The 20,085-nt window shown below is 34.6% G+C and carries 18 protein-coding genes and 1 other RNA gene; 5 read left to right on the top strand and 14 right to left on the bottom strand.

Features of this window, described 5'->3' with window-relative positions; genetic code table 11:
* The 9 genes from ACFIME_RS06150 to ettA all read right to left on the bottom strand — a co-directional run bounded on the left by ACFIME_RS06150 (position 1) and on the right by ettA (position 11,753).
* A complete protein-coding gene (locus ACFIME_RS06150) occupies positions 1–1,743 on the bottom strand; it encodes a peptidoglycan D,D-transpeptidase FtsI family protein (protein WP_375662078.1) in 1,743 nt (580 codons plus the stop codon).
* A complete protein-coding gene (locus ACFIME_RS06145) occupies positions 1,743–2,147 on the bottom strand; it encodes a hypothetical protein (protein ID WP_375662077.1) in 405 nt (134 codons plus the stop codon). The genes ACFIME_RS06150 and ACFIME_RS06145 overlap by 1 nt, the downstream gene beginning before the upstream one ends.
* Positions 2,144–3,142: a 16S rRNA (cytosine(1402)-N(4))-methyltransferase RsmH gene (gene rsmH, locus ACFIME_RS06140; protein WP_375662076.1), complete on the bottom strand. Its 999-nt coding sequence runs from the start codon at positions 3,140–3,142 to the stop codon at positions 2,144–2,146. Before rsmH ends, ACFIME_RS06145 begins: the two co-directional genes overlap by 4 nt.
* 264 nt (positions 3,143–3,406) lie before the next feature.
* An RNA gene (rnpB, locus tag ACFIME_RS06135) (RNase P RNA component class A) lies at positions 3,407–3,797 on the bottom strand.
* Between the two features lie 83 nt (positions 3,798–3,880).
* Entirely contained in the window at positions 3,881–4,390 is a 510-nt protein-coding gene (locus ACFIME_RS06130) for a lytic transglycosylase domain-containing protein (RefSeq protein ID WP_375662075.1), read from the bottom strand.
* A gap of 1,308 nt (positions 4,391–5,698) precedes the next feature.
* Positions 5,699–6,076 (bottom strand): hypothetical protein, encoded by a 378-nt coding sequence (locus ACFIME_RS06125; protein WP_375618214.1) that lies wholly within the window; start codon positions 6,074–6,076, stop codon positions 5,699–5,701.
* A 1,576-nt stretch (positions 6,077–7,652) separates the two neighbouring features.
* On the bottom strand, positions 7,653–7,913 hold the full coding sequence (locus tag ACFIME_RS06120; protein ID WP_375676879.1) for a hypothetical protein: 261 nt from the start codon (positions 7,911–7,913) through the stop codon (positions 7,653–7,655).
* A 651-nt stretch (positions 7,914–8,564) separates the two neighbouring features.
* Positions 8,565–9,503, bottom strand: a complete 939-nt coding sequence (locus ACFIME_RS06115) for an ArsR/SmtB family transcription factor (RefSeq protein WP_375684653.1) — start codon at positions 9,501–9,503, stop codon at positions 8,565–8,567.
* A 600-nt stretch (positions 9,504–10,103) separates the two neighbouring features.
* On the bottom strand, positions 10,104–11,753 hold the full coding sequence (gene ettA, locus ACFIME_RS06110; protein WP_375684652.1) for an energy-dependent translational throttle protein EttA: 1,650 nt from the start codon (positions 11,751–11,753) through the stop codon (positions 10,104–10,106).
* 162 nt (positions 11,754–11,915) lie between these two features.
* Here ettA and ACFIME_RS06105 point away from each other — a divergent pair, with 162 nt between their 5' ends.
* Positions 11,916–12,452, top strand: a complete 537-nt coding sequence (locus tag ACFIME_RS06105) for a hypothetical protein (protein WP_375655110.1) — start codon at positions 11,916–11,918, stop codon at positions 12,450–12,452.
* Positions 12,453–12,498: 46 nt separating this feature from the next.
* A complete protein-coding gene (gene pncA, locus ACFIME_RS06100; RefSeq protein WP_375655111.1) occupies positions 12,499–13,107 on the top strand; it encodes a bifunctional nicotinamidase/pyrazinamidase in 609 nt (202 codons plus the stop codon).
* 451 nt (positions 13,108–13,558) lie between these two features.
* Here the strand turns inward: pncA and ACFIME_RS06095 are convergent, their stop codons facing one another.
* Positions 13,559–14,611, bottom strand: a complete 1,053-nt coding sequence (locus tag ACFIME_RS06095) for a DUF475 domain-containing protein (protein WP_375684651.1) — start codon at positions 14,609–14,611, stop codon at positions 13,559–13,561.
* 359 nt (positions 14,612–14,970) lie between these two features.
* Between ACFIME_RS06095 and ACFIME_RS06090 the strand changes: the two genes are divergently transcribed.
* Both ACFIME_RS06090 and ACFIME_RS06085 read left to right on the top strand, forming a co-directional pair.
* A complete protein-coding gene (locus ACFIME_RS06090; protein ID WP_375611979.1) occupies positions 14,971–15,510 on the top strand; it encodes a helix-turn-helix domain-containing protein in 540 nt (179 codons plus the stop codon).
* 390 nt (positions 15,511–15,900) lie between these two features.
* Positions 15,901–16,080 (top strand): DUF1508 domain-containing protein, encoded by a 180-nt coding sequence (locus tag ACFIME_RS06085; RefSeq protein WP_142416545.1) that lies wholly within the window; start codon positions 15,901–15,903, stop codon positions 16,078–16,080.
* Positions 16,081–16,609: 529 nt separating this feature from the next.
* Here the strand turns inward: ACFIME_RS06085 and ACFIME_RS06080 are convergent.
* The 3 genes from ACFIME_RS06080 to ACFIME_RS06070 form a co-directional block, all read right to left on the bottom strand.
* Positions 16,610–16,780: a hypothetical protein gene (locus ACFIME_RS06080; RefSeq protein WP_375621377.1), complete on the bottom strand. Its 171-nt coding sequence runs from the start codon at positions 16,778–16,780 to the stop codon at positions 16,610–16,612.
* Positions 16,781–16,832: 52 nt separating this feature from the next.
* Positions 16,833–17,144, bottom strand: coding sequence for a hypothetical protein (locus ACFIME_RS06075; protein ID WP_375613354.1), 312 nt, complete (start codon positions 17,142–17,144; stop codon positions 16,833–16,835).
* Between the two features lie 306 nt (positions 17,145–17,450).
* Positions 17,451–17,705, bottom strand: a complete 255-nt coding sequence (locus ACFIME_RS06070; protein ID WP_375634632.1) for a hypothetical protein — start codon at positions 17,703–17,705, stop codon at positions 17,451–17,453.
* 750 nt (positions 17,706–18,455) lie between these two features.
* On the opposite strand from ACFIME_RS06070, the gene ACFIME_RS06065 reads away from it, so the two are divergent.
* Positions 18,456–18,770 carry a helix-turn-helix domain-containing protein gene (locus ACFIME_RS06065; protein ID WP_007347852.1) on the top strand — a complete coding sequence of 105 codons (315 nt, stop codon included), beginning with the start codon at positions 18,456–18,458 and terminating at the stop codon, positions 18,768–18,770.
* Here the strand turns inward: ACFIME_RS06065 and ACFIME_RS06060 are convergent.
* Positions 18,694–18,876 carry a hypothetical protein gene (locus ACFIME_RS06060; protein ID WP_273790801.1) on the bottom strand — a complete coding sequence of 61 codons (183 nt, stop codon included), beginning with the start codon at positions 18,874–18,876 and terminating at the stop codon, positions 18,694–18,696. The two genes, ACFIME_RS06065 and ACFIME_RS06060, sit on opposite strands and share 77 nt — an antisense overlap.
* Positions 18,877–20,085 lie beyond the last annotated feature (1,209 nt).

Raw genomic sequence — 20,085 nt, 5'->3', positions numbered from 1 at the left:
TTACTGTTGTTTAACGAAACTTGAATTGCTCTTTTTACTTAAAAGAAGCTCATATTCTTTTTTAAAATCGGGTTTTACACCAAGAAAACTAGCTGTGCGACGAACAATATTAGCAAGCATTGGTCCAGCATTCATTCCCGCTGTTGCTGAACGCTGTCCCTCTGCAGGCTTTGGTTCATCAATAATTGTTAAAACAACATAAGCAGGATCTTCAATAGGAAAAGCAGCAAGAAAACTATTGAAATTTTTTGTTTTAGAATATTTGCCATTTTCAACTTTTTCAGCTGTTCCTGTCTTACCACCTACACGATAGCCTTCTACTTTTGCATTACGTCCAGAACCAATATCACTATTTAATTGATAAAGGTAACGCATATTTTGACTTGTTTTAGCCTGCAAAACCCGTTTTGCATGGTGCAGAGTTTGTTCTTTTGTCCGTTTTAAAAATGTCGGAGCAATTAACCAACCACCATTCATTAAAGCAGCAGCCCCGACAGCTGTTTGCAAGGGTGTTGTTGCCATACCATGCCCAAAAGAAATCGTCATAGAATGGATATCCTTCCAATGATGTGGTACAATAGGGTGGGCAACTTCAGGCAACTCTGTTGTGAGACGATCCAGTAATCCAAGTTTTTGCAAAAAACCACGATGTTTATCAATCCCTATCGCCAATGCCTCTTTAGCAGAACCAATATTAGAAGAATAAATAAAAACCTCCCATAACGTTAAGGGTCGATTTTTTCCATGAAAATCATGAATAGTATACCCACTACTTGCTTTTATTGGCTTTGAAGCATCAATAATACTGTTTAAATGAAAAATATTGGAATCAAGTGCCATGGCTGTCGTAAAACTTTTAATAATTGATCCCATTTCAAAAGCTCCTGCCGTCATCCGATTGAGACGATCACTTTTTAAAGCTTCGATAGGATTTCCAGGATCAAAATCTGGTAGTGATGCCAAAGCCAAAACTTCCCCCGTATGTATATTTAAAATAACAGCTCCTGCAGCAATTGCCTTATAACGCTTCATAGCCTGAATAAGTTCATCATGAACAATTGCCTGAACACGCACATCAATCGAAAGCTGAACTTGTTTTAATGATTCTTCCATGGCAAGACCAGCGGCACGCAAAGCACTCAACCCCGCATCATCAATATATTTTTCCATACCTGCAATGCCCTGATTATCAACATTCACCATACCGAGAATATGGGAAGTTACAGGTCCATCAGGATAAAAGCGACGAATTTCAGTCCGAAAACCAATTCCTGGTATACCAAGAGCCATAATTTGCGTCTTCTGCATTGGTGTTAACCCCCGCTGTATCCAAGAAAAACTAGATTTTCTTTTTAAGCGCTTATAGGTTTCCTGCCAATTAAGATCAGGCAAAACTGTTGAGAGCAATTCAATTGTTTCATCCACATCAATAATACGTCGTGGCTCAGCAAAAAGTGAATAAGTTTTAATATCTGTTGCCAATAAACGACCATTACGATCAACGATATCAGGCCGTGCCATCAATTGAAGAACTCCTGGCCCTTTTGCTTCTTCAATCTGTCCACCTTCCAACCCATAAGAAATAAGGCAAGCCCCCATGATGCCATATAAAATTAAAAAGCAGAACAACGAAAAAAGCAAACGTGGACGACTAGAATGGGGACGACGAACAGAAACATTATGATTATTCAACGAATTCTTTAAGCGCTTTTTCTTCTGTGAGAATAAAAAAGTCGATTTCATTACTGCGCGCCTTTTTGGATAACACTATTGATCTGAGAAGCCCGATTATTTGTCAAAATATTTTGATTATCTTCCAAGATATTTTGTTTAATCACTTCTTCAATTTGATCATGTGCCCATACCGGAATGTCTTTAAACTCCACGATTTGACGCGGCTGTATAACCTCTAACCCAAGTTCTTTCTGATAACGTTTCGCAAGTTTTTGCATGCGTGAAGGACTTATCATCACAGCCCACTCAGCATGAAGCAAACTTACCGTATTTTTTGCTGCAGCAATTTCATGCTCAAGATGAAGAACTTCGTTCATTCGTTTTTGAACATCATATTTTACCTTATAAGTAAGTCCTGCCATACAAATCATAATCAACACTAAAATCATATCAAATGTACGAAAAACTGTCATTTTTTGCTGCCTTCAAAACTGGCAATCTCTGCTAAACCAAATAATTTCATATCTGCTGCAAGAGCCTCTGCTTCAGTCCGTACACCAATACGCAACCTCGCAGAACGTGAACGAGGATTTTTCTGTAACTCCTCTTTAGTTGCCGTGATCCCACCTCTAAACAAAGGAAAAAATGTTGCTGGAGCAGCCTTTATTTCTGGCAGATAGCGTGATCTCATACATTCTCCAGAACGAGCCGAAAAAAATCTTTTGACCATACGATCTTCAAGAGAATGAAAACTGACAACCCCCAAACGGCCTCCAGCTTTTAAAACGCGTTCAGCAGCAAATAAACCACATGCCAATTCACCAATTTCATCATTAACATAGATACGAAGAGCCTGAAATACACGTGTTGCCGGATGAATACGATCTCCCGGTTTACGTCCTATCAACGTTTCGATAGCATACGCCAAATCACCTGTACGCAAAAAAGGCTGCACAACACGACGCTTTTCAATCATCCGTGCAATTCGCCCCGCATAACGCTCTTCCCCTAATATCTTAAAAATACGTGCCAAATCCCTTGCTTTTAAATGATTGACAACATCGCTGGCTGTAAAACCAGTCTGAGCCATTCGCATATCCAATGGACCATCTTTTTGAAAAGAAAAACCTCTTTCTGCTTCATCAAGCTGCATTGAAGAGACACCAATATCCAAAATAACTGCATCCACCTTCTCTTCAACGACACGATCGAGCTGTGAAAACGCCATATGGACCAAACGAAGGCGTGGAAAAAATTCTTCAACAAGCGATTGTCCTGCACTGATAGCATGAGGATCACGATCAAGAGCAATCACCTGTGCCCCTGCCTTTAACAAAGCGCGCGTGTAACCACCAGCACCAAAGGTGCCATCAATCACTTTTGCTCCAACCAATGGCATAAGCCCAGCCAAAACTGGCTGTAACAACACTGGAATATGGCGTTCAGCTCTTTGATCCTGCTTTATCAAAATAATCCGTCTTGAAGTTAGGCTGTCTTAAATCAACAGCTCTCTCATGGCAACTGATCTTAGAATAACCTGGCCTTCAACTTTCACATTAATCACAATGAACGAAAAAACTAAAGTTATCCCAAAACAGATCCTAACGCATTATACTTAAAGAAATGTTATAATTTTTTAAAACACTCTTTGCTCAATTGTCCATTTCAAACACATAGACTCCATAAAAGACCATATATAATTGATCTTATAAAATATCGCGTATCATCATGAAATATCAGTCGGCCTATAAGCCGGGTTCTGTAGAGTAAAGCTTACACTTTACATGGCAACCATTCATCTGGGACGGATGTTACCATCCGCCTCGTGCAACCTACCCGAATGACTCGCCCGGAAATCGGCTGCAAATTAAATTTTGCACGTCATTTCTATTTGGTCTTGCTCCCGGTGGGGTTTACCTTGCCACATTCATTACTGAATGCGCGGTGGGCTCTTACTCCACCCTTTCACCCTTACCTATAAAAATAGGCGGTTTACTTTCTGTGGCACTTTCCCTAGGGTCACCCCTGCCGGGTGTTACCCGGCACCGTCTTTCCATGGAGCCCGGACTTTCCTCACCTGCCGTATTTCAGTATCAGACAAGCGCGGCTGCCCAGCCGACTGACATACTAATTTATAAAACATTTTCTGCTCCGTGAAAATAGCATCTTAAAATATTTTATGACAAACCTCTCTCAACAGATGTTTTTATTTTAATGAAGCCAGATAAGTCTTTACTTTTGCGCAATATTTCGCTGAAATGGAATTCATTTTTTTTGCAGCATGGCCTGCATTATATTTAAGGATTGTACCACATGTACTTCCACCACTGAGTTTATAGGCCCGTGCCAAATAACGCATACCATATTCAAGATTGGTCGCAGGATCATACAAATCCTGTACAGAACCACTAAAGCCCAACCCTCGTGCCGTAGAGGGTTTAATTTGCATCAAACCTATTTCGCCAGCAGCCCCCTTTATACCTGCCTTATAATTACTTTCAACTTTTACAACAGCATGTGCTAAATTAACGGGAACATTATATTTATTCGCAAGTTTCTGAATAAGAAACTCATAAGGACGATCAGGAATCTTAGAAGCAACAATCACTGAGGATTCTGCTGATTCCGCAACATTTAAGACACTATGAGTCCAACTTACATCAAATACAAAAAATACAGCACACGCTGTATTTAACAAGATTTTCAAAAATTGCATTTTCTTTCTCTTCACTCAAACATTCTCAAATTCTAGCTGCAAATAATTTGCAAATGTATTGTACAAAAAAAGAAAGCAAAAGAACGGCTTGAAAAAGGAAAGAGTAAGACAATTTCAAGATAAAATTCTGCAACAAAAGAAAATCTCTTTATGCACAAATTATAGATTTATCTATATCATAAAGTAAAAAAAATAAAGAGACTATAATTAATATTATATCGTATTAAATAAAATGATATAATTTGTAAATTTCTGCTATCACTATTGTATCACTCAATTTTTATATTAAAAAAATAGCATCTTAAAGAGAGACAAGAACATCTTTTTACCGAAGATCCTCAATATCAAAAAAGTTTCACAAAAAATATAAACTGTTATCAACACTTCTCTCTGGTTAATAAACACCCACAGCACTCTTTATGTCCGATAAAACCCCAACAAATCATAAAACAAATCCCCGCTCCCATCATTGCGCATAAAAAATTCATAAATATACTAAAACCATCATACTCTTTACCAATTCAAAATATTGCAACAGACTTTTAGCTCTCAAGATGCCTCAAAGAAGCTTTTTACTTCTTTTTTTGAAAGAGCTTTTATCCACACAAGCCTCTCACTTGTAGTGCACAAGAAAGTGATTTTGATTTTTTCACCATGAATAAATTTAAAACGAGAGAATTTTGCAATTCTTAAGATTCTCACTTAATATGAAAATGACAAATTATCATTATAAAACAATATGCTAAAAAAGCTATATCCGTCTTTATCTCTACAACAAAGCTTAACAATTACTTTTGTCTGTTTTTTTGAAAAATGTTAGGAAACTCAATACCCCCAAAGCCTTTTAAATAAAAATAAACCCTCATCTTCATTCAAATATTTTTTTCTTTGTCACAGACTACCATCTTATCAGCCTTGCACCTCATTTTCAGAAATCATACAAGTGGATAAATATCCTAAAATCCGTAGAACAAAGAAAGCTTAAATCCTTTAAAAAATTTTTATTTTCTCATATCAAATAAAAAAATAACCGGCATATAAAACACGGTTAACGTGTTTTATTATAGTCAATACTGCTTTTGTCATTGTAGCGATTGATAATGCAATTAACTTGGACCAATACCCTTGATAGACTTTCTATCACTCCTGTAATGATTGCAACATTACCCTTATACTCCAATTGCTTACCTTTTGAGAGATAAATTTTGTTAATACCTTACAAATTAATTATCTCCTCGCACTTTTCAAGACTTCATGAAAAGCTCTTGCTCCTTAAAATAAAACCCAAAAGCGCGATTAAAAAAATAGCTAAAAATAAGCATTAGCAATGGAAGGACGAGAAATCGCTTTTGAAAGAGCCATAGCAACAGTTTCACCAGATTTGTGAGCCTGCTCACGACTCTGACCACTTTTAAAAGCAAGCGCAATTACATCACGACGCAGCTGCGCAATAAACACCTCTTGCTGTTGAGGACTCATCTTAGAAAGATGCTTGATAATATCTGGAAAAGATACAGACAATCTCTCTAACAACTCCTCCTCTGTTACATCAAGCTTCTGAGAAGAAAAAGAAGAGCGACCGGAAAAAAACTGATAAACAGCACTACTTTGAGAAGCAAAAAAGACAGCGCCAAAAATAAAAAATACAAATAAAATAAAAACAATACGACGCGAAAAAGATTCCATTATCTCTTACCTAAAGATCACAGAACACAAACATAGATTCCTTTTATGATTCTCCTTATAGCATTCAACGATGCCTCAATAAAGAAAAATCAAATTATTGAAAATGAATACGCTAACACTATCCGCCCAACAAAAACTGCCCCTCTATGTATTTAGGTAGTATAGGCGAAACAATAACAGATCTTACACTTCCCCCTAATAACACGCTACAACATCCCCCAAAACAATTATAAAAAGCCTGACTGAGGAAATCCTCAGTCAGGCCAGACAATCTAGGGGATCCACGCGGGGGGGGGAGGAGGTTCCCCGATCGTCCTCTCACATCAACCACTAAGATAGCCGATGCAATATTCTTGCTATGGAATAAAATTCTTTAAACAACAAGAAATTCTTATCATCTTCTACGCAAAAAAACATAAAAGAGTTATAAATTGTTTAAAAATGTTTAAATTTAGGCAAAAAAAGTTTAAAATGACCCAATTTGAAGCAATTTTATTTCAAGAAGCATCAATTGGAATCTACGATCATTATAACTTTTAAATAGTTTCTTTCATAACTCTGATAATCATAATCAAAAAAACCGTAATTTCTACGTATCCACCCTATAAAAATCAAACTATATAAAAGTAGAATCACTTTTCGAACAGCAATCACCACAAAAATAAAAATGTAGATTTTTAAAATCTTATCTATCTTCATAAAAAATTCTGTAAATGATTATTAAAATATTGTCGCATCTCTCATGTAACAATCAATGAAGAATTTAAACAGCTTAATTTTATGAAAAAATGAGAACTCTGAAGGTATTTGTTTCGAATCACGTCCTATCATCATTCCAAATAACGATAAACTATTTTACAATAACCAACAGGCTCTAACGCATTTTAACATAACAAACCGAGATCAATGCAGACCGTTTCTCTTAATCTCTATCATTTAAATGATCCCGTAAAATAATACACACAGTAGTTTCTATGCTCAAAAATTGTTATAGTCTGTTCTTCTAACGTAAATAATGCATTGATTTACAATCATAACTCATCATTTTACAACTTACATGAGAGATCTCAAGAACGTGAGATTCCCTTATTTTAAACCTTCGTCTATTGAATCAATGAATAGCCATACTACGGCACATCACAAACAAGAAAAAGCATATGGATAAAAAACATAAAACGATGATGCCCTATCAATTTTACGCTATACTAACGGGCTGCATCATAAAATGAGCAGTAAGCATAAAAAGAAAAAATCACTTTTGGCAAGAAAAATGGACTTATTTAATAACCTTTTTAATAACCTTCATACTTCTCATGATAAAGAGATACGAAACTTTAGTGTAATATCACGCTTTTCTTTTCTACTTTCAGCCACGGACTATCCATAGATTATCGTCAATCTTATTTTTATGAATATAATGAAAAACACATAGACAAACGCCATATATGAATGCTTGTAAGAAGAAATAAACGTAAAGTCAGATACGCTATTATAACCATTGTTGTACAAAATGTTTTTAAAATTCAGAATATCACTCCAATCCATTACTAATTTATGAGTAATTTTATGGCGTCATCTACCAAGCTTTTACGTTTGCTGTTACTTGTAAATCAACACCTGCTCCTAACATGGCAATATGCTTGAGATAAAGACTAGAGCAAATGAGAACCATGTAAACAGTCCCAGCTTTTATATGCCCAATTAGAGTAAAAATATTTACGTCTGTTTGAGTAATCTTAAAAAAGCCATCATTTATTTTGAACGAAACATAAAAGCCCAAAGATAAAAACCTATTGCCATCTTTACCATCCCTTTCATTTGCCTTTACGACTTTCAAACACGCTCATAACGCTGTGTTTTAAATAATGAAAATCATGCATTGTCTTACCCTTTTACCCCTTCGTCTTTTTAGAGCATCTTTTTGCACCCCTCACTAAAAATTCCAAGGTACTTCTTATCTAAGCACCTGTTTTAAAGAGACATCGTAAGATCTATTGGGTACCACCATTTTTGACATTTATGAAGGTATGAGCCATCACTATATTATATTGTGCGCTATTACATCATATCGCCGCCGCTCTCATATTTAGAAATATGTATTTCCTTTTACAAACGGTATTATTTAGATAAATATCTTCTCTTGTAACAAACAAACAGACTCTTTTGGATTCTGAAACAGGAAATTTGAAATGAAAAAATATTCCTATATTCGAGCCTATCATTGAAATCTAAAAAATCAATATATTGGCTAATAAAACAAATATGATATCAAGACACCTTAAATAACGATCCTCATAGGCTTAACTCTATAGAAGGTGCTTTCATTACACAGTACACAGCCACCAAGCCCCTGTAAAACACCAATACTCTCATATAAAAACATAATACAAATGTAAAAAACAATAGATTATCAATGATTGAATAAAATTTTATCTCTACGCTATTCCTTAAGAAAAATCAGAGAATAAAGCAGGTCAACAAACGCGATTTATGCAAAATTGACTTGTTTATCTTTGATATCGTCAACTAATAAACGCGGATCACGAGCAAGCCAAAGCGTAACCATACCTTTCTCACTGTTTTCATTTTGTATAGGAGTAAGACAAACCTTTTGTTCTAGAACAAGTCTCGTATTTTTAAGCCATTGTTCTATTTGTAAAGCCGAAAATCCAAAACGCGTATGTGCTTGATCAGAATATGAAGACTCAATTTCATGATAACCAAAATCCACAATCAATAAACGTCCATGAGGACGCAAAACACTTGATATCTCATGAAGGAATATTTCAGGGTTTTCAAAAAAATGTAAAACCCAATGAAGAATAACTAAATCAAAAGTTGTATCTCCAACAGACAAGTGAAAAACATTGCTATCAAGCACGACTTGAACCGCATGCGTATAAAGATTAGAAAACAATTTTAAGATAGAGTCTTCACCTCTTCCAATATTCAGCATCGTCTGAAATGGTTTATCGCCAATGATTTCAAGTAAAGCGTTTTCTACACCATGATCTGCCATATAAGATGACCGTAATACATCCCGTTGCAACGCATTTTGTAAGAAATACTTCTTCCTCGTTTTTTGACGCTGCTTTTTAACATCCTTCAAACGTTCTAAATCATGCGCTAACAACACATCATTCTTTGGCAAAGCCGAAAGAACACCCATCACAATGTCTTTACCCCAAAAATCATGACAAAGCTTAAAATAAAGGCTATCCCCCTTCTGATAACGCTCAATCAATCGTGCTTCGTACAATAAACGTAAATATCGTGATATACATGCTTGCGACTGATCAAGAATAAAAATAAAATCAGGGATTGTTAAATCTTCATGATGTAAGAGCCTAAGAACACGTAAATGGCTTACTTCTGCGACCGCTTTCAGCAGCTCAACCACTGCATCTAAACTTGCACTTTTTTTCATAATTATCCCCTCAACATTCCTATAAACATTTGTTTATAGGAAAAAAAGTCAAGTATACAACGCATATTCTCATCTATTTTGTGCTCTCTATTTTATCATACTATGAAAAAAATAGGCTAATGTAAAAAACGAACAGATCTTATCCATCTGCTTCTCGTTATAATATTCATGATAAATCAATCCAAATCATTCTCTTACAGCTCATAAACGGAGGGGACATATAGATAAAAATATCTTTTATGCCCACCTCAAAACAAAAACTGTATACCATTGAGAAAAAATAAATAACATGATGATGCCAGCTTGCATTTTTATTAAGTAAAGATGGTAATGCTCAATGACCAGAGCATTTGTAGAAGTAGTACTATACTCTTCATCTCCTCCTTTTCATTGCAATTTTACAAGCAATAACCGGTTATATATCATGATTAGAACAACCCTATTTAGGCTATAATTTCATAAAGTGTCTCTTACTCTTTTCAATGAATAAAAACTTCCACAGAGTACACACACACTTTATTTATGAAATAACAAACGCAATAAAATACACTATTATTCCAACAAAATTATTCCAACAAAGTTGAGATAAGATAAAAAATTCTAGCGTGTAAGAGGTTTATAATTTGCATGCTTAGGATTAAGAGATTCCGCCCCAAGACGACGAACTTTATCAGCCTCATATTCAGCAAAATTACCTTCAAACCATTCTACATGACCATCACCTTCAAAGGCTAAAATATGTGTTGCCAATCGATCAAGAAACATACGGTCATGCGATATGATAACTGCACAACCAGCGAAATTTTCCAATGCATCTTCCAATGCACCCAATGTTTCAGTATCAAGATCATTTGTCGGTTCATCAAGAAGAAGCACATTCCCCCCCTCTTTTAGAAGTTTTGCCAAATGTACGCGATTGCGCTGCCCTCCTGATAAATTTGCCACCTTCTGCTGTTGATCTGCCCCCTTGAAATTAAAAGCCCCGCAATAAGCGCGACTATTCATCTCATATTTGCCTAATTTAATAATGTCATTTCCACCAGAAATTTCCTCCCAAACAGTTTTATTCCCCACCAAGGAATCGCGATTCTGATCCACATAACTCATGTGAACTGTTTCACCGATACGTATTTGACCTGAATTGGGCTGTTCCTGTCCCGTCAACATTTTAAACAAGGTCGACTTTCCTATACCATTGGCCCCAATAACGCCGACAATGCCACCTGCAGGAAGTTTAAAAGAAAGAGAATCAATCAATACACGCTCACCATAAGCTTTAGAGAGATTATCAACTTCAATAACAACCTGTCCTAATCTTTCTCCAATAGGGATAATGATTTGCGCCTCTCCAGGACGACGCTCACGTGCTGCTTGAACCAACTCATCATAAGCCTTAATCCGAGCTTTTGACTTTGCTTGTCGCCCTTTTGGACTAGAAGCAATCCATTCTTGCTCACGTGATAAGGCACGTTGACGCGCTGCCTCTTCACGTCCTTCTTGAGCCAAACGCTTGGCTTTAACCCCCAAATAAGCAGAATAGTTCCCCTCATAAGGAATACCTCTCCCGCGATCTAACTCTAAAATCCAACCCGTTACATTGTCGAGAAAATAACGATCATGGGTTATCAAAAGCACAGCCCCAGGATATTCACGTAGATGCCTTTCAAGCCAAGCCGTCGTTTCAGCATCTAAATGGTTTGTCGGTTCATCCAAAAGTAACAAATCAGGTTTTGACAAAAGCAATTTACAAAGTGCAACACGCCGCTTCTCACCACCCGAAAGTTTTGTTACATCCCCATCGGCTGGCGGACAACCAAGAGCAGCCATAGCCATTTCCACTTGACTTTCTAAATCCCAAAGATTCTGACTATCAATAATGTCCTGAAGCCGCGCACTTTCATCAGCCGTTTCCTCGCTATAATTCATCATCAATTCGTTATAACGCTCAAGAATTTCTTGTTTATCTGCAACACCTTCCATCACATTGCCACGCACATCTTTGCTCGCATCAAGCAAAGGTTCTTGTGGTAGATATCCACAGCGAGCTCCTTCAGAAATCCATGCTTCTCCCGTATATTCCTTATCTAGCCCAGCCATAATACGTAAAATAGTTGACTTCCCTGCACCATTCGGCCCTAAAATACCGATCTTCGCATCTGGATAAAAAGACAAATGAATATTTTCTAGAACTTTTTTATTGCCGTAAGACTTGTTAAGCCCAGCCATATGATAGATAAATTGACGTGCCATAAATTTCTCTTTATATTGTGCGATATTAAAGATTAGGATTTTGAAAAAAACTGCTTTTGCTTTTTGAAACTGTACAGTAAATAGCACTTACATCGTATCAAAAGCTTTTCGCTTTATATTGGTACATTTTTTCTAATCTCACAAGCCCCAGTATGGTTCTGAATGCAAAAAAACATCCCCAAAAAAAGCAAAAAGCAAATCTTTTTAGCTGTACCTGAAACCTGTTATCAAACATTGCCTCTCTTTTCCATACCAGATATAACATTGTATTTTTATCGTATTAAACCAACTTATCAATGTAATATGGTACCAAAAAGAAAAGCAATTCTCTATGCACCTTCTTTTTTCGCTTTATGGGCTTTATATTACGCAGTAAAAAATCCTTCCCTTTTTTCATCGATTTTTTGCTACGGGAAACAATGGTCTTCCCCCCTTGCCTTGATATGGCTTAAATTACGTTTACAAAATGATCGCCGCCTTATGGGATCTGACGTTCCAAGCCCAATGATCATGAAAGCTTTGCATCAACACGTAGCAACAAATGACTACAGTGCACTTCCCATTGGTACGTGGTTACAATTCGTAACAAACTATAAAACCAATTGTAAAAACTTATCCATCCCCCTCTTTTGGCTTGATAATTATAAAAATAATATCAATATTCAGCAAATCATTTCAAAACTTCAAGACGAAATATAGCTTTTTAAAAATACGATAAAAGATCATCTCATATAGGAATATATTTATGGAAAAAAAAGCCTTAATCGTCATTGATGTTCAAAATGACTTCTTACTAGGTGGAGCACTTGCCGTACCACAAGGTGATGCTATTTTACCCGCCGTCAATAATCTCATAAATCATTTTGACCACGTTATCTTAACCCAAGATTGGCACCCAAAAAACCATTGCAGCTTTGCTTCCTGCTATCCTGAAAAAAAGCCCTATGATACCATCATTCTTGACTACGGTCCTCAAATACTTTGGCCTGATCATTGCATACGAGGAACACAAGGAGCAGAATTTCATCCATCTCTTAGAGTGGAAAAGGCACAACTTATCCTTAGAAAAGGCTATAATCAAAAAATGGATAGCTATTCTGCTTTTCTTGAAAATGATCAAAAAACACCAACAGGTTTACAAGTTTATCTTAAAGAACATGGTTTTACTAAGCTCATTATGTGTGGCTTAGCAACTGATTTTTGTGTCGGATTTTCTGCTCTTCACGCTATGCAATGCGGTTTTAAAGTCAGTGTTTCATTAAATGCCTGTGCTGGTATTGATGTAAACGGATCACTAAACACTATGCTTAAAACAATGAACGAAGCCGGTATAGAACTTTTAATGGTCTCTTAAAATATCCTTCTCTAATCTACCATTATAATACACTGATTTATAAAGGATAAATTATTTTGCACATATTTAAGTAAGAGTTCAGAATATCGTAAATTCTCTCATTTCAAACCTGTTTCAAAACCATTCTCTTACACGTTACAAAGAGAATCCAATGTATGAATAGAAATCATTCAAAAAAACAGCAAAAAGGCCTCTTATGAACCATTAATGCAAAAGCTTGTCATAATATTGAAAGCTGGTAAAAAGTATAGCATCAGCTTTCTGTCTTATATTTAGGTCAAAAAGTATCCTAGAGATTGTATATTATTCCCTTCATGGGTAGTATTATGCAATAAACTCAACTTAAAAAAACGCAAATAAGCAATAAAATAGTATTTTATTTTGCATAAAAGACCTCTTTCTATTCAAAGATATGCGATAAACAAAAGTTTGAAAAAGGAAGAGATCTCCATTACTTAGATACAACATGTTTATCCAATTGACGATGCTTAAAACGAATCGAAGAATATAATGCCATTCCAATAATACAGACTCCCACAAGTCCTGTTAAAATTTCAGGAACCGATATAATCGTTTGCAGATACATAATCACTGCAAGAACTAGAATTGCATAAAAAGCACCATGCTCTAAATAACGATAATGCAATAATGTTCCTGATTCAACCAACATAATTGTCATAGAACGAACGTAAAATGCTCCGATACCAAGACCTATCGCAATAATAAAAAGGTTGTGTGAAAAGGCAAAAGCACCAACCACGCCATCGAAAGAAAAACTAGCATCAAGAACTTCTAAATAAAGAAACGCCCCTACTCCCCCGTGAGCTACTGTTGTTAAAGTCTTTTGAGGAGTATCCAAAAGATGACCGACAACTTCAACACCGATAAAGGTCAAAAGTCCATAAAGTGCTGCCAATAAAAAAGTTATTTTATTTTCTGCGTCAATCTGACCTGAAACCAATAAGATCAAAATCAAAACAATTGCAATATCAATTCCAACAAGCGCCCCAAACTTTTGAGCAGGTTTCTCTATAACATTAAGCCAATGCACTTCTTTTTCAGAATCAAAAAAATATTTTAAGCCAACCATCATAAGGAAAGTTCCTCCAAAAGCAGCAATCCCCATATGCGCATCGGTTAAAACTTCAGCATATCGATGTGGTTCCCATATCGCTAATTTGACTGCCGCAATTGGATTAATCCCAACAGCAACGACAACCACCAATAATGGAAAAACAATTCTCATCCCAAATACAGCTATCAAAATGCCCCACATAAGAAAACGACGACGCCACAATGGACTCATTCTACTAAGAACACGCGCATTGATAATAGAATTATCAAAAGATAAAGAAATTTCCAAAATTCCTAAAACAAAGCAAATAAAAAAATATTTAAGAAAACCAGTAATACTTTCCGTTTCAAACCAACCAATAACCCCTCCTAAAAAGACACCAATAATCGTGAAAAAAAAAGCAAACCCAAAATAGCGTAATAGGGCCATGATCATTCCTCAAAGTTTATTTTCTACTTCATCTAAGCACACCCAGTACCAATCCAAAGTTTGCATCTCTTTAAAGTTGCATCTATTAATGCAGAGGTGTATAGAATATATATGGTAAAGTTACATGAAAATTCTTTCAAAAAAAGCAAGAGACAAATGTAGCAACAAGGAATTTTGTTTTGAAGTGAATATCAATTGTCAATACAATAAATGAAAGATTGCTTTCTATCTACACAAATAAAAAAAACAACAAGAAATTAAAGCTATAATATTGACATTATATCATAGAATATTAATACATAGTGTGCTTTTATTATTTAATGATTTATACCATGATGATTTACCGAGGGAGATAATTCGTGGCACGTCCTGAAACTGAATCAAAAACCATATTTGGAAAACGTTTACGTTATGTACGTCTTGCTTTAGGCGATCCATCACGTGAAACCTTAGCTAAAAGTTTTAGCATGACAAAAAATTCCATTGCTTTTTATGAGCGTGGAGAGAGAGAACCCAATCTTAGTGTCTTACAAACATACCGCACGTTATATGGTGTCAATATTAATTGGCTTTTAACTGGACAAGGAAAAATGTTTGACACCGAATATACAAAAGGTGATTTTGACTGGAATTATTTTATTAAAAAAATCGAGGGACTGGAAGAAACTCTTGCCGATAGTGATCGTAACGAAAAACTAAATCAAGAAAAAATCGACAGTTCTTATGAAAAATTGCAGCAATATTTGTCAAGACAAGGTTTATCAAATGGTTTTAACCCTAAAACTACAACCTCTCTTATCGATATGAAAGCTAAAATGGCCAATTCTTATACCCTTAGCTTATTCATTGATTTACTCATTCGAAGTGTATCCCAAAAAGAGGTTATAGCTAATCAATAAACGTCTATTTAAAAAGAAAAAACAAGAAATGATTAAACTCTACCAGTATGGAAAAAAGTATTTTTTACTTTATCCTTGCTGGTGAAATTTTATATAATTTATAAACTTTTTTTCTGTAACGACAGAAAAATATTTGCGTTGTAAATGAAAGTATAGTGTCTTTAAATTAAAAAAAATAATTTTATAGTATAAAATTCTCATTCATATCTTATTGACAATAAATTTTTTCTTGTTAAAAGAATAATAGCTCTCATAGAAATTATTTTTAAGGTCAGAAAATTTAAGGGGAATATATTGACGACTTCCTAGAGAGACATACATTAATGTTTACAAGCGGATTAGTTAAATATTTATCCTGAAAATTATCAGCTATTTTATGAGGTGGGAAGCATGTATTTTGAGGTGTTTCAAGGAGTTCACAATCAATGGTACTGGCGTTTAATCTCAGGAGATGCACAAAAAATTGCTTTTTCTAGTAAAGGTTATCCAACAAAACAAGATATCCTAATCAATATTGAGCAAATAAAAGAAATTACACATAAGGCTCTTATTAGAGAACTACAGTCCTAACGTTCTTTACCATTAAAACAAGCGTCTATTTTGTATAATGGTATGGTAGTCACTTTTGTGATAAATGAAAAGTGATTGATTTCCCCTCAATGAGAGGAAGTTCTGTATTATTTCTGACACTCACAAATAACAGTCATATTCTTACAGATTATATGTTTATTTTCAATCATACTCAAATCTCTATAGCCTTTATCAAAAAGAAAATCTTTTAAGTTTTGTATTTTTCATAAAAAATAAACGCACATGAAGAGAAGATAAATCATCAATGAGAAATATATTTACTCTACAAGATATTAATATCTTTTACGTTCATATTCCTCTTCTGTATCTGATAATCATAACTGACTTACCCATTTCATCTTCATAAAAAGCAAATATCTCTTTCTTTCTATTATCATGCAATTTTTTATACCTATTAGCTGAAACTATCGTAGCATTTATACCTTACATCTAAAAAGAACGTGCAAAATTGTTTCCAGTAATAATATAAAATTGCTGGATTGTATAGACGCGCTTTTTAATAACCAGCCTACCTATAAACTGGTTTATCATCATAAACTCTTATTTTATGATCAACGACGCTCTGTCTTATAAACTTAAATGTTGTCATAAAATCAGAGTAAACTTGAATATTCTCTTCCAATACAATCTCTCCATCAGCACCATAATTGGCTTCATTAAAGTTTATCTCTCTCGTCATTCCAATCTTCCTAACACATTTCCAAACCCTTTAATGCAAAATATGAATACAATCACTCTTTATCATCTTCAGATTTAAGCATTTTTTTATATTTCTTTTCATTTTTTTCATATTGCTTAATTTGTTTTTTCAGTTTTTCAATTGCTTGGTCACGTCTTTTAATCACCATACTTTGCTCTCTAATAGCCCTATCTCGTTCTTCAGTCATCTTCATAGAATCTCTTAAAAACTCATGCTTTATTCTTCTAGATTCCTCTTTTAAAATTTTCACTTGACTGCGATAATATAAAGAAAACCGAAATATAACCCCACTGCACAACAAAACAACAATCATTGCTCCCAATAAAATTTCGTTTACACTCATTTGGATCTCCCTTAATTGTCGCTCAAGTGATCATCTTGACCAATTTGTTTCATCCTCAATCAAAAAAAGAATGCAATAAATTGCATGTTCCAAGTGTGAACAGTCACTCTCGGCGTTCTTATTTTCTCCATTAAAGCATTGATAAATGACGCAAACAAATCTCTGAAAGCGGCTAAATCTACACTCACACCAATTATTTGCGACACGTTTATTGACACAAAATACAAAAAATAAGGAACGTCAAATAAAACTAACGACGCAATCCAATCATACAAGCCTTGCCCAAATCGTTCCTATCTTCCTTTTTTACGCCATGAGGAATGCGGCTATATATGAAAGTTTTTCATTATTACAAAAATCTTCAGTGTCACAAAGCACAGCATTTCTGTAAAATTTTTCCTTCCCACAAATCTTTACATCACCACAAACTAAAGCATCATTATAAACTCGAGCCTTTCTAAAATCACGAGTATCACCACAAAATTCAATACATTGAGCATTCAAAACTTGATCAAAAAAGACCGCATTAGCATAAACATATGCATCTCCACTCATATTCAAATAACGATAAAGTTCTTATTTTTCATAAACATGCGAACTCTTACGAACAACTAAACAACCATATGTTAATGCATTGTTATCAATAACAATATCATTATAAACACAGACTTCATTATAAACCGCAGCATCATAAAAACACATTCATCGCCATAAGGGCATTGATCGAATGTACAATTCTACCAAACAACCACCTTTGTGGATCAGATTACCTTCCTGTTTAATAAAATATCCAAGATCACTTTTTTGATATTTCCCATTTTTTTACGCATATATACGATATACCATCTGATAGTGATCTAATTTATTACAATAAAGAAGAAATCAGTATTCTTTGTCTATGCAATTTACATTTTTTCTACAGCCATTATCCTATCTCTTAAGGCTCTAAAGCTTCGTTATATTCACACACTACCTCAACGCAGAATTTTTTTTACAAATTCTGATGTTGGGGTATATCTTGATTTATAATGCTGCTACGTATACTATCATAGTGAAATCTCATAAACATACGAGTGTGTATCGCCCTTTCTGGTATACACATTTACTTTTTCACAACCGTGGAACTAAGCAACCATTTTTATTGATTCGAATCTGAAAGTGTATGGGGACATTTTGTTATTAGTTAAAAACAACTCTATATGCTTCCTTAGCGAAGAGCTACACATGGATATTTTCACGCTCCTTGTATCATATATTCTGGATTCGCAACGCAATATTAACGCTATAGCGTAAATATGTAAAGGTCTAAAAATGACAAAGACTGAAAAAGATTGGTTCCAACGCTTAGTTGAATTAATAAAAAGTGACGGACGAACAATGATTGAAATAAGCAGAGCTGCAGGCTGTGGACAAAATTACGTCCAACAAATGATAAATGGAGGCAAGAGGCCTTCTGTAGACAAACTCATGGCTATTTTGAATACACTGGGAAATGCTAGTGCCATATATGTAATAACTGGTTTCAACATCTCCGATGAAGACTTAAAACTCATAACTTTGATTTCGTCTGGAGATAAAAAGAAGATTGAAGCCTTAAATGTTCTGTTGAATGAGCAGAATCTGTAGAATTTTCTACTTTATCCAATATCGCTTGCTTTTGAGACGTCGATAAAGACTCCCATTTCACAATAATATCAGATAAAGTTGTTTCAAATTTTTTATCATTCTTCATAGTCATACTCCATGTAGTCACACTATATAACGCCAAAGCGTTTAAAATATATCTCATACCTTAGAAAAAAATATTTGCAATAGGCAGTATGGAAGCAATTGTGTACAAACTTATTTTACAAAATCAGATGAAGTTCTATTAGTCATGCACCATGGTGAAACAGAAAGCATCACACGATCCAGACCTTCTTATGAAAATTGGTATAATCTATCAAAAACGCGAATAATGTTACGCAGATCTTGCGATTCGGACCAATAAAAACTAATGTGAAAATATCCCTGAAGACACTCCTGAACTCTATATAAGAGAACACGAAAAAGCTTTTTGAAAAAAATACATCACAATTTATTCTACATAGCACCATCTATATTTTTTTAACAATATTGCAAAGCAAGAATATAACAATGTTATAGGAATAAATTCTTATAAACAGAGCCACATTACCTAAAACTCTGTAACACGTTTACAGGTAACCTCCCCTCTAAACGCCCCTTGTAAATACTAATATAAGTCTCTATCATAAGCAAAAATGATACTATTAAAAAATAAAACGAATCACCATGCACAATCTTTGTACGTAAATTTTATACAGATTTACAACAAGAGAGAAATTTCCTTATGCAAATTATGAAGAATTATATTTTCAAAGTATGACTTTGAAGAAGAAGTATACTTTTCCAAAAAAACACCCTCCCTGCCAATAATTTTTCATAAGAGAAAAAACTCATAATAAAGATAAAACTCTCTATACGATCAATACGAGAAAAATGTTAGCAATACAAAAAAGTGCTAGGATTACCGCAATATTGCCAATTCCTTATGAGAGTAAAATCAAAAAAGACGTCTGCTCTTCAATAATAATTCGGATCACATGAAAACTCTATAATTTAAACATTAAGCAAAAAATACACAAAAACAGAAAATGGCATTTTAATGAATTTTCCAATATCATAGAAAATATTTCTTACAGAATAATAAAATGCTTATTACAATAGAATCTGGATGATGCAAAGCGATAGAAATAATCACTCAATTGACTTTTCAAAGAACAATTAATAAAATTCTTTTCAGAGAACACGCCACCGTCACTATGAACAATATTTCTCAAAATATCAAATAGAATTCCTTTCTTGGGAAAAAGAAAATATCAACAAATGTTATCATCGTTGCCCCATGATACATATGAATGCCCATAGATCACATTCTCTT

Source organism: Bartonella sp. AP1QHHD (assembly GCF_042196265.1).
GTDB lineage: Bacteria > Pseudomonadota > Alphaproteobacteria > Rhizobiales > Rhizobiaceae > Bartonella.
Note: the sequence above shows the minus strand (reverse complement) of the source record. Positions and strands in the feature narration are given on the sequence as shown.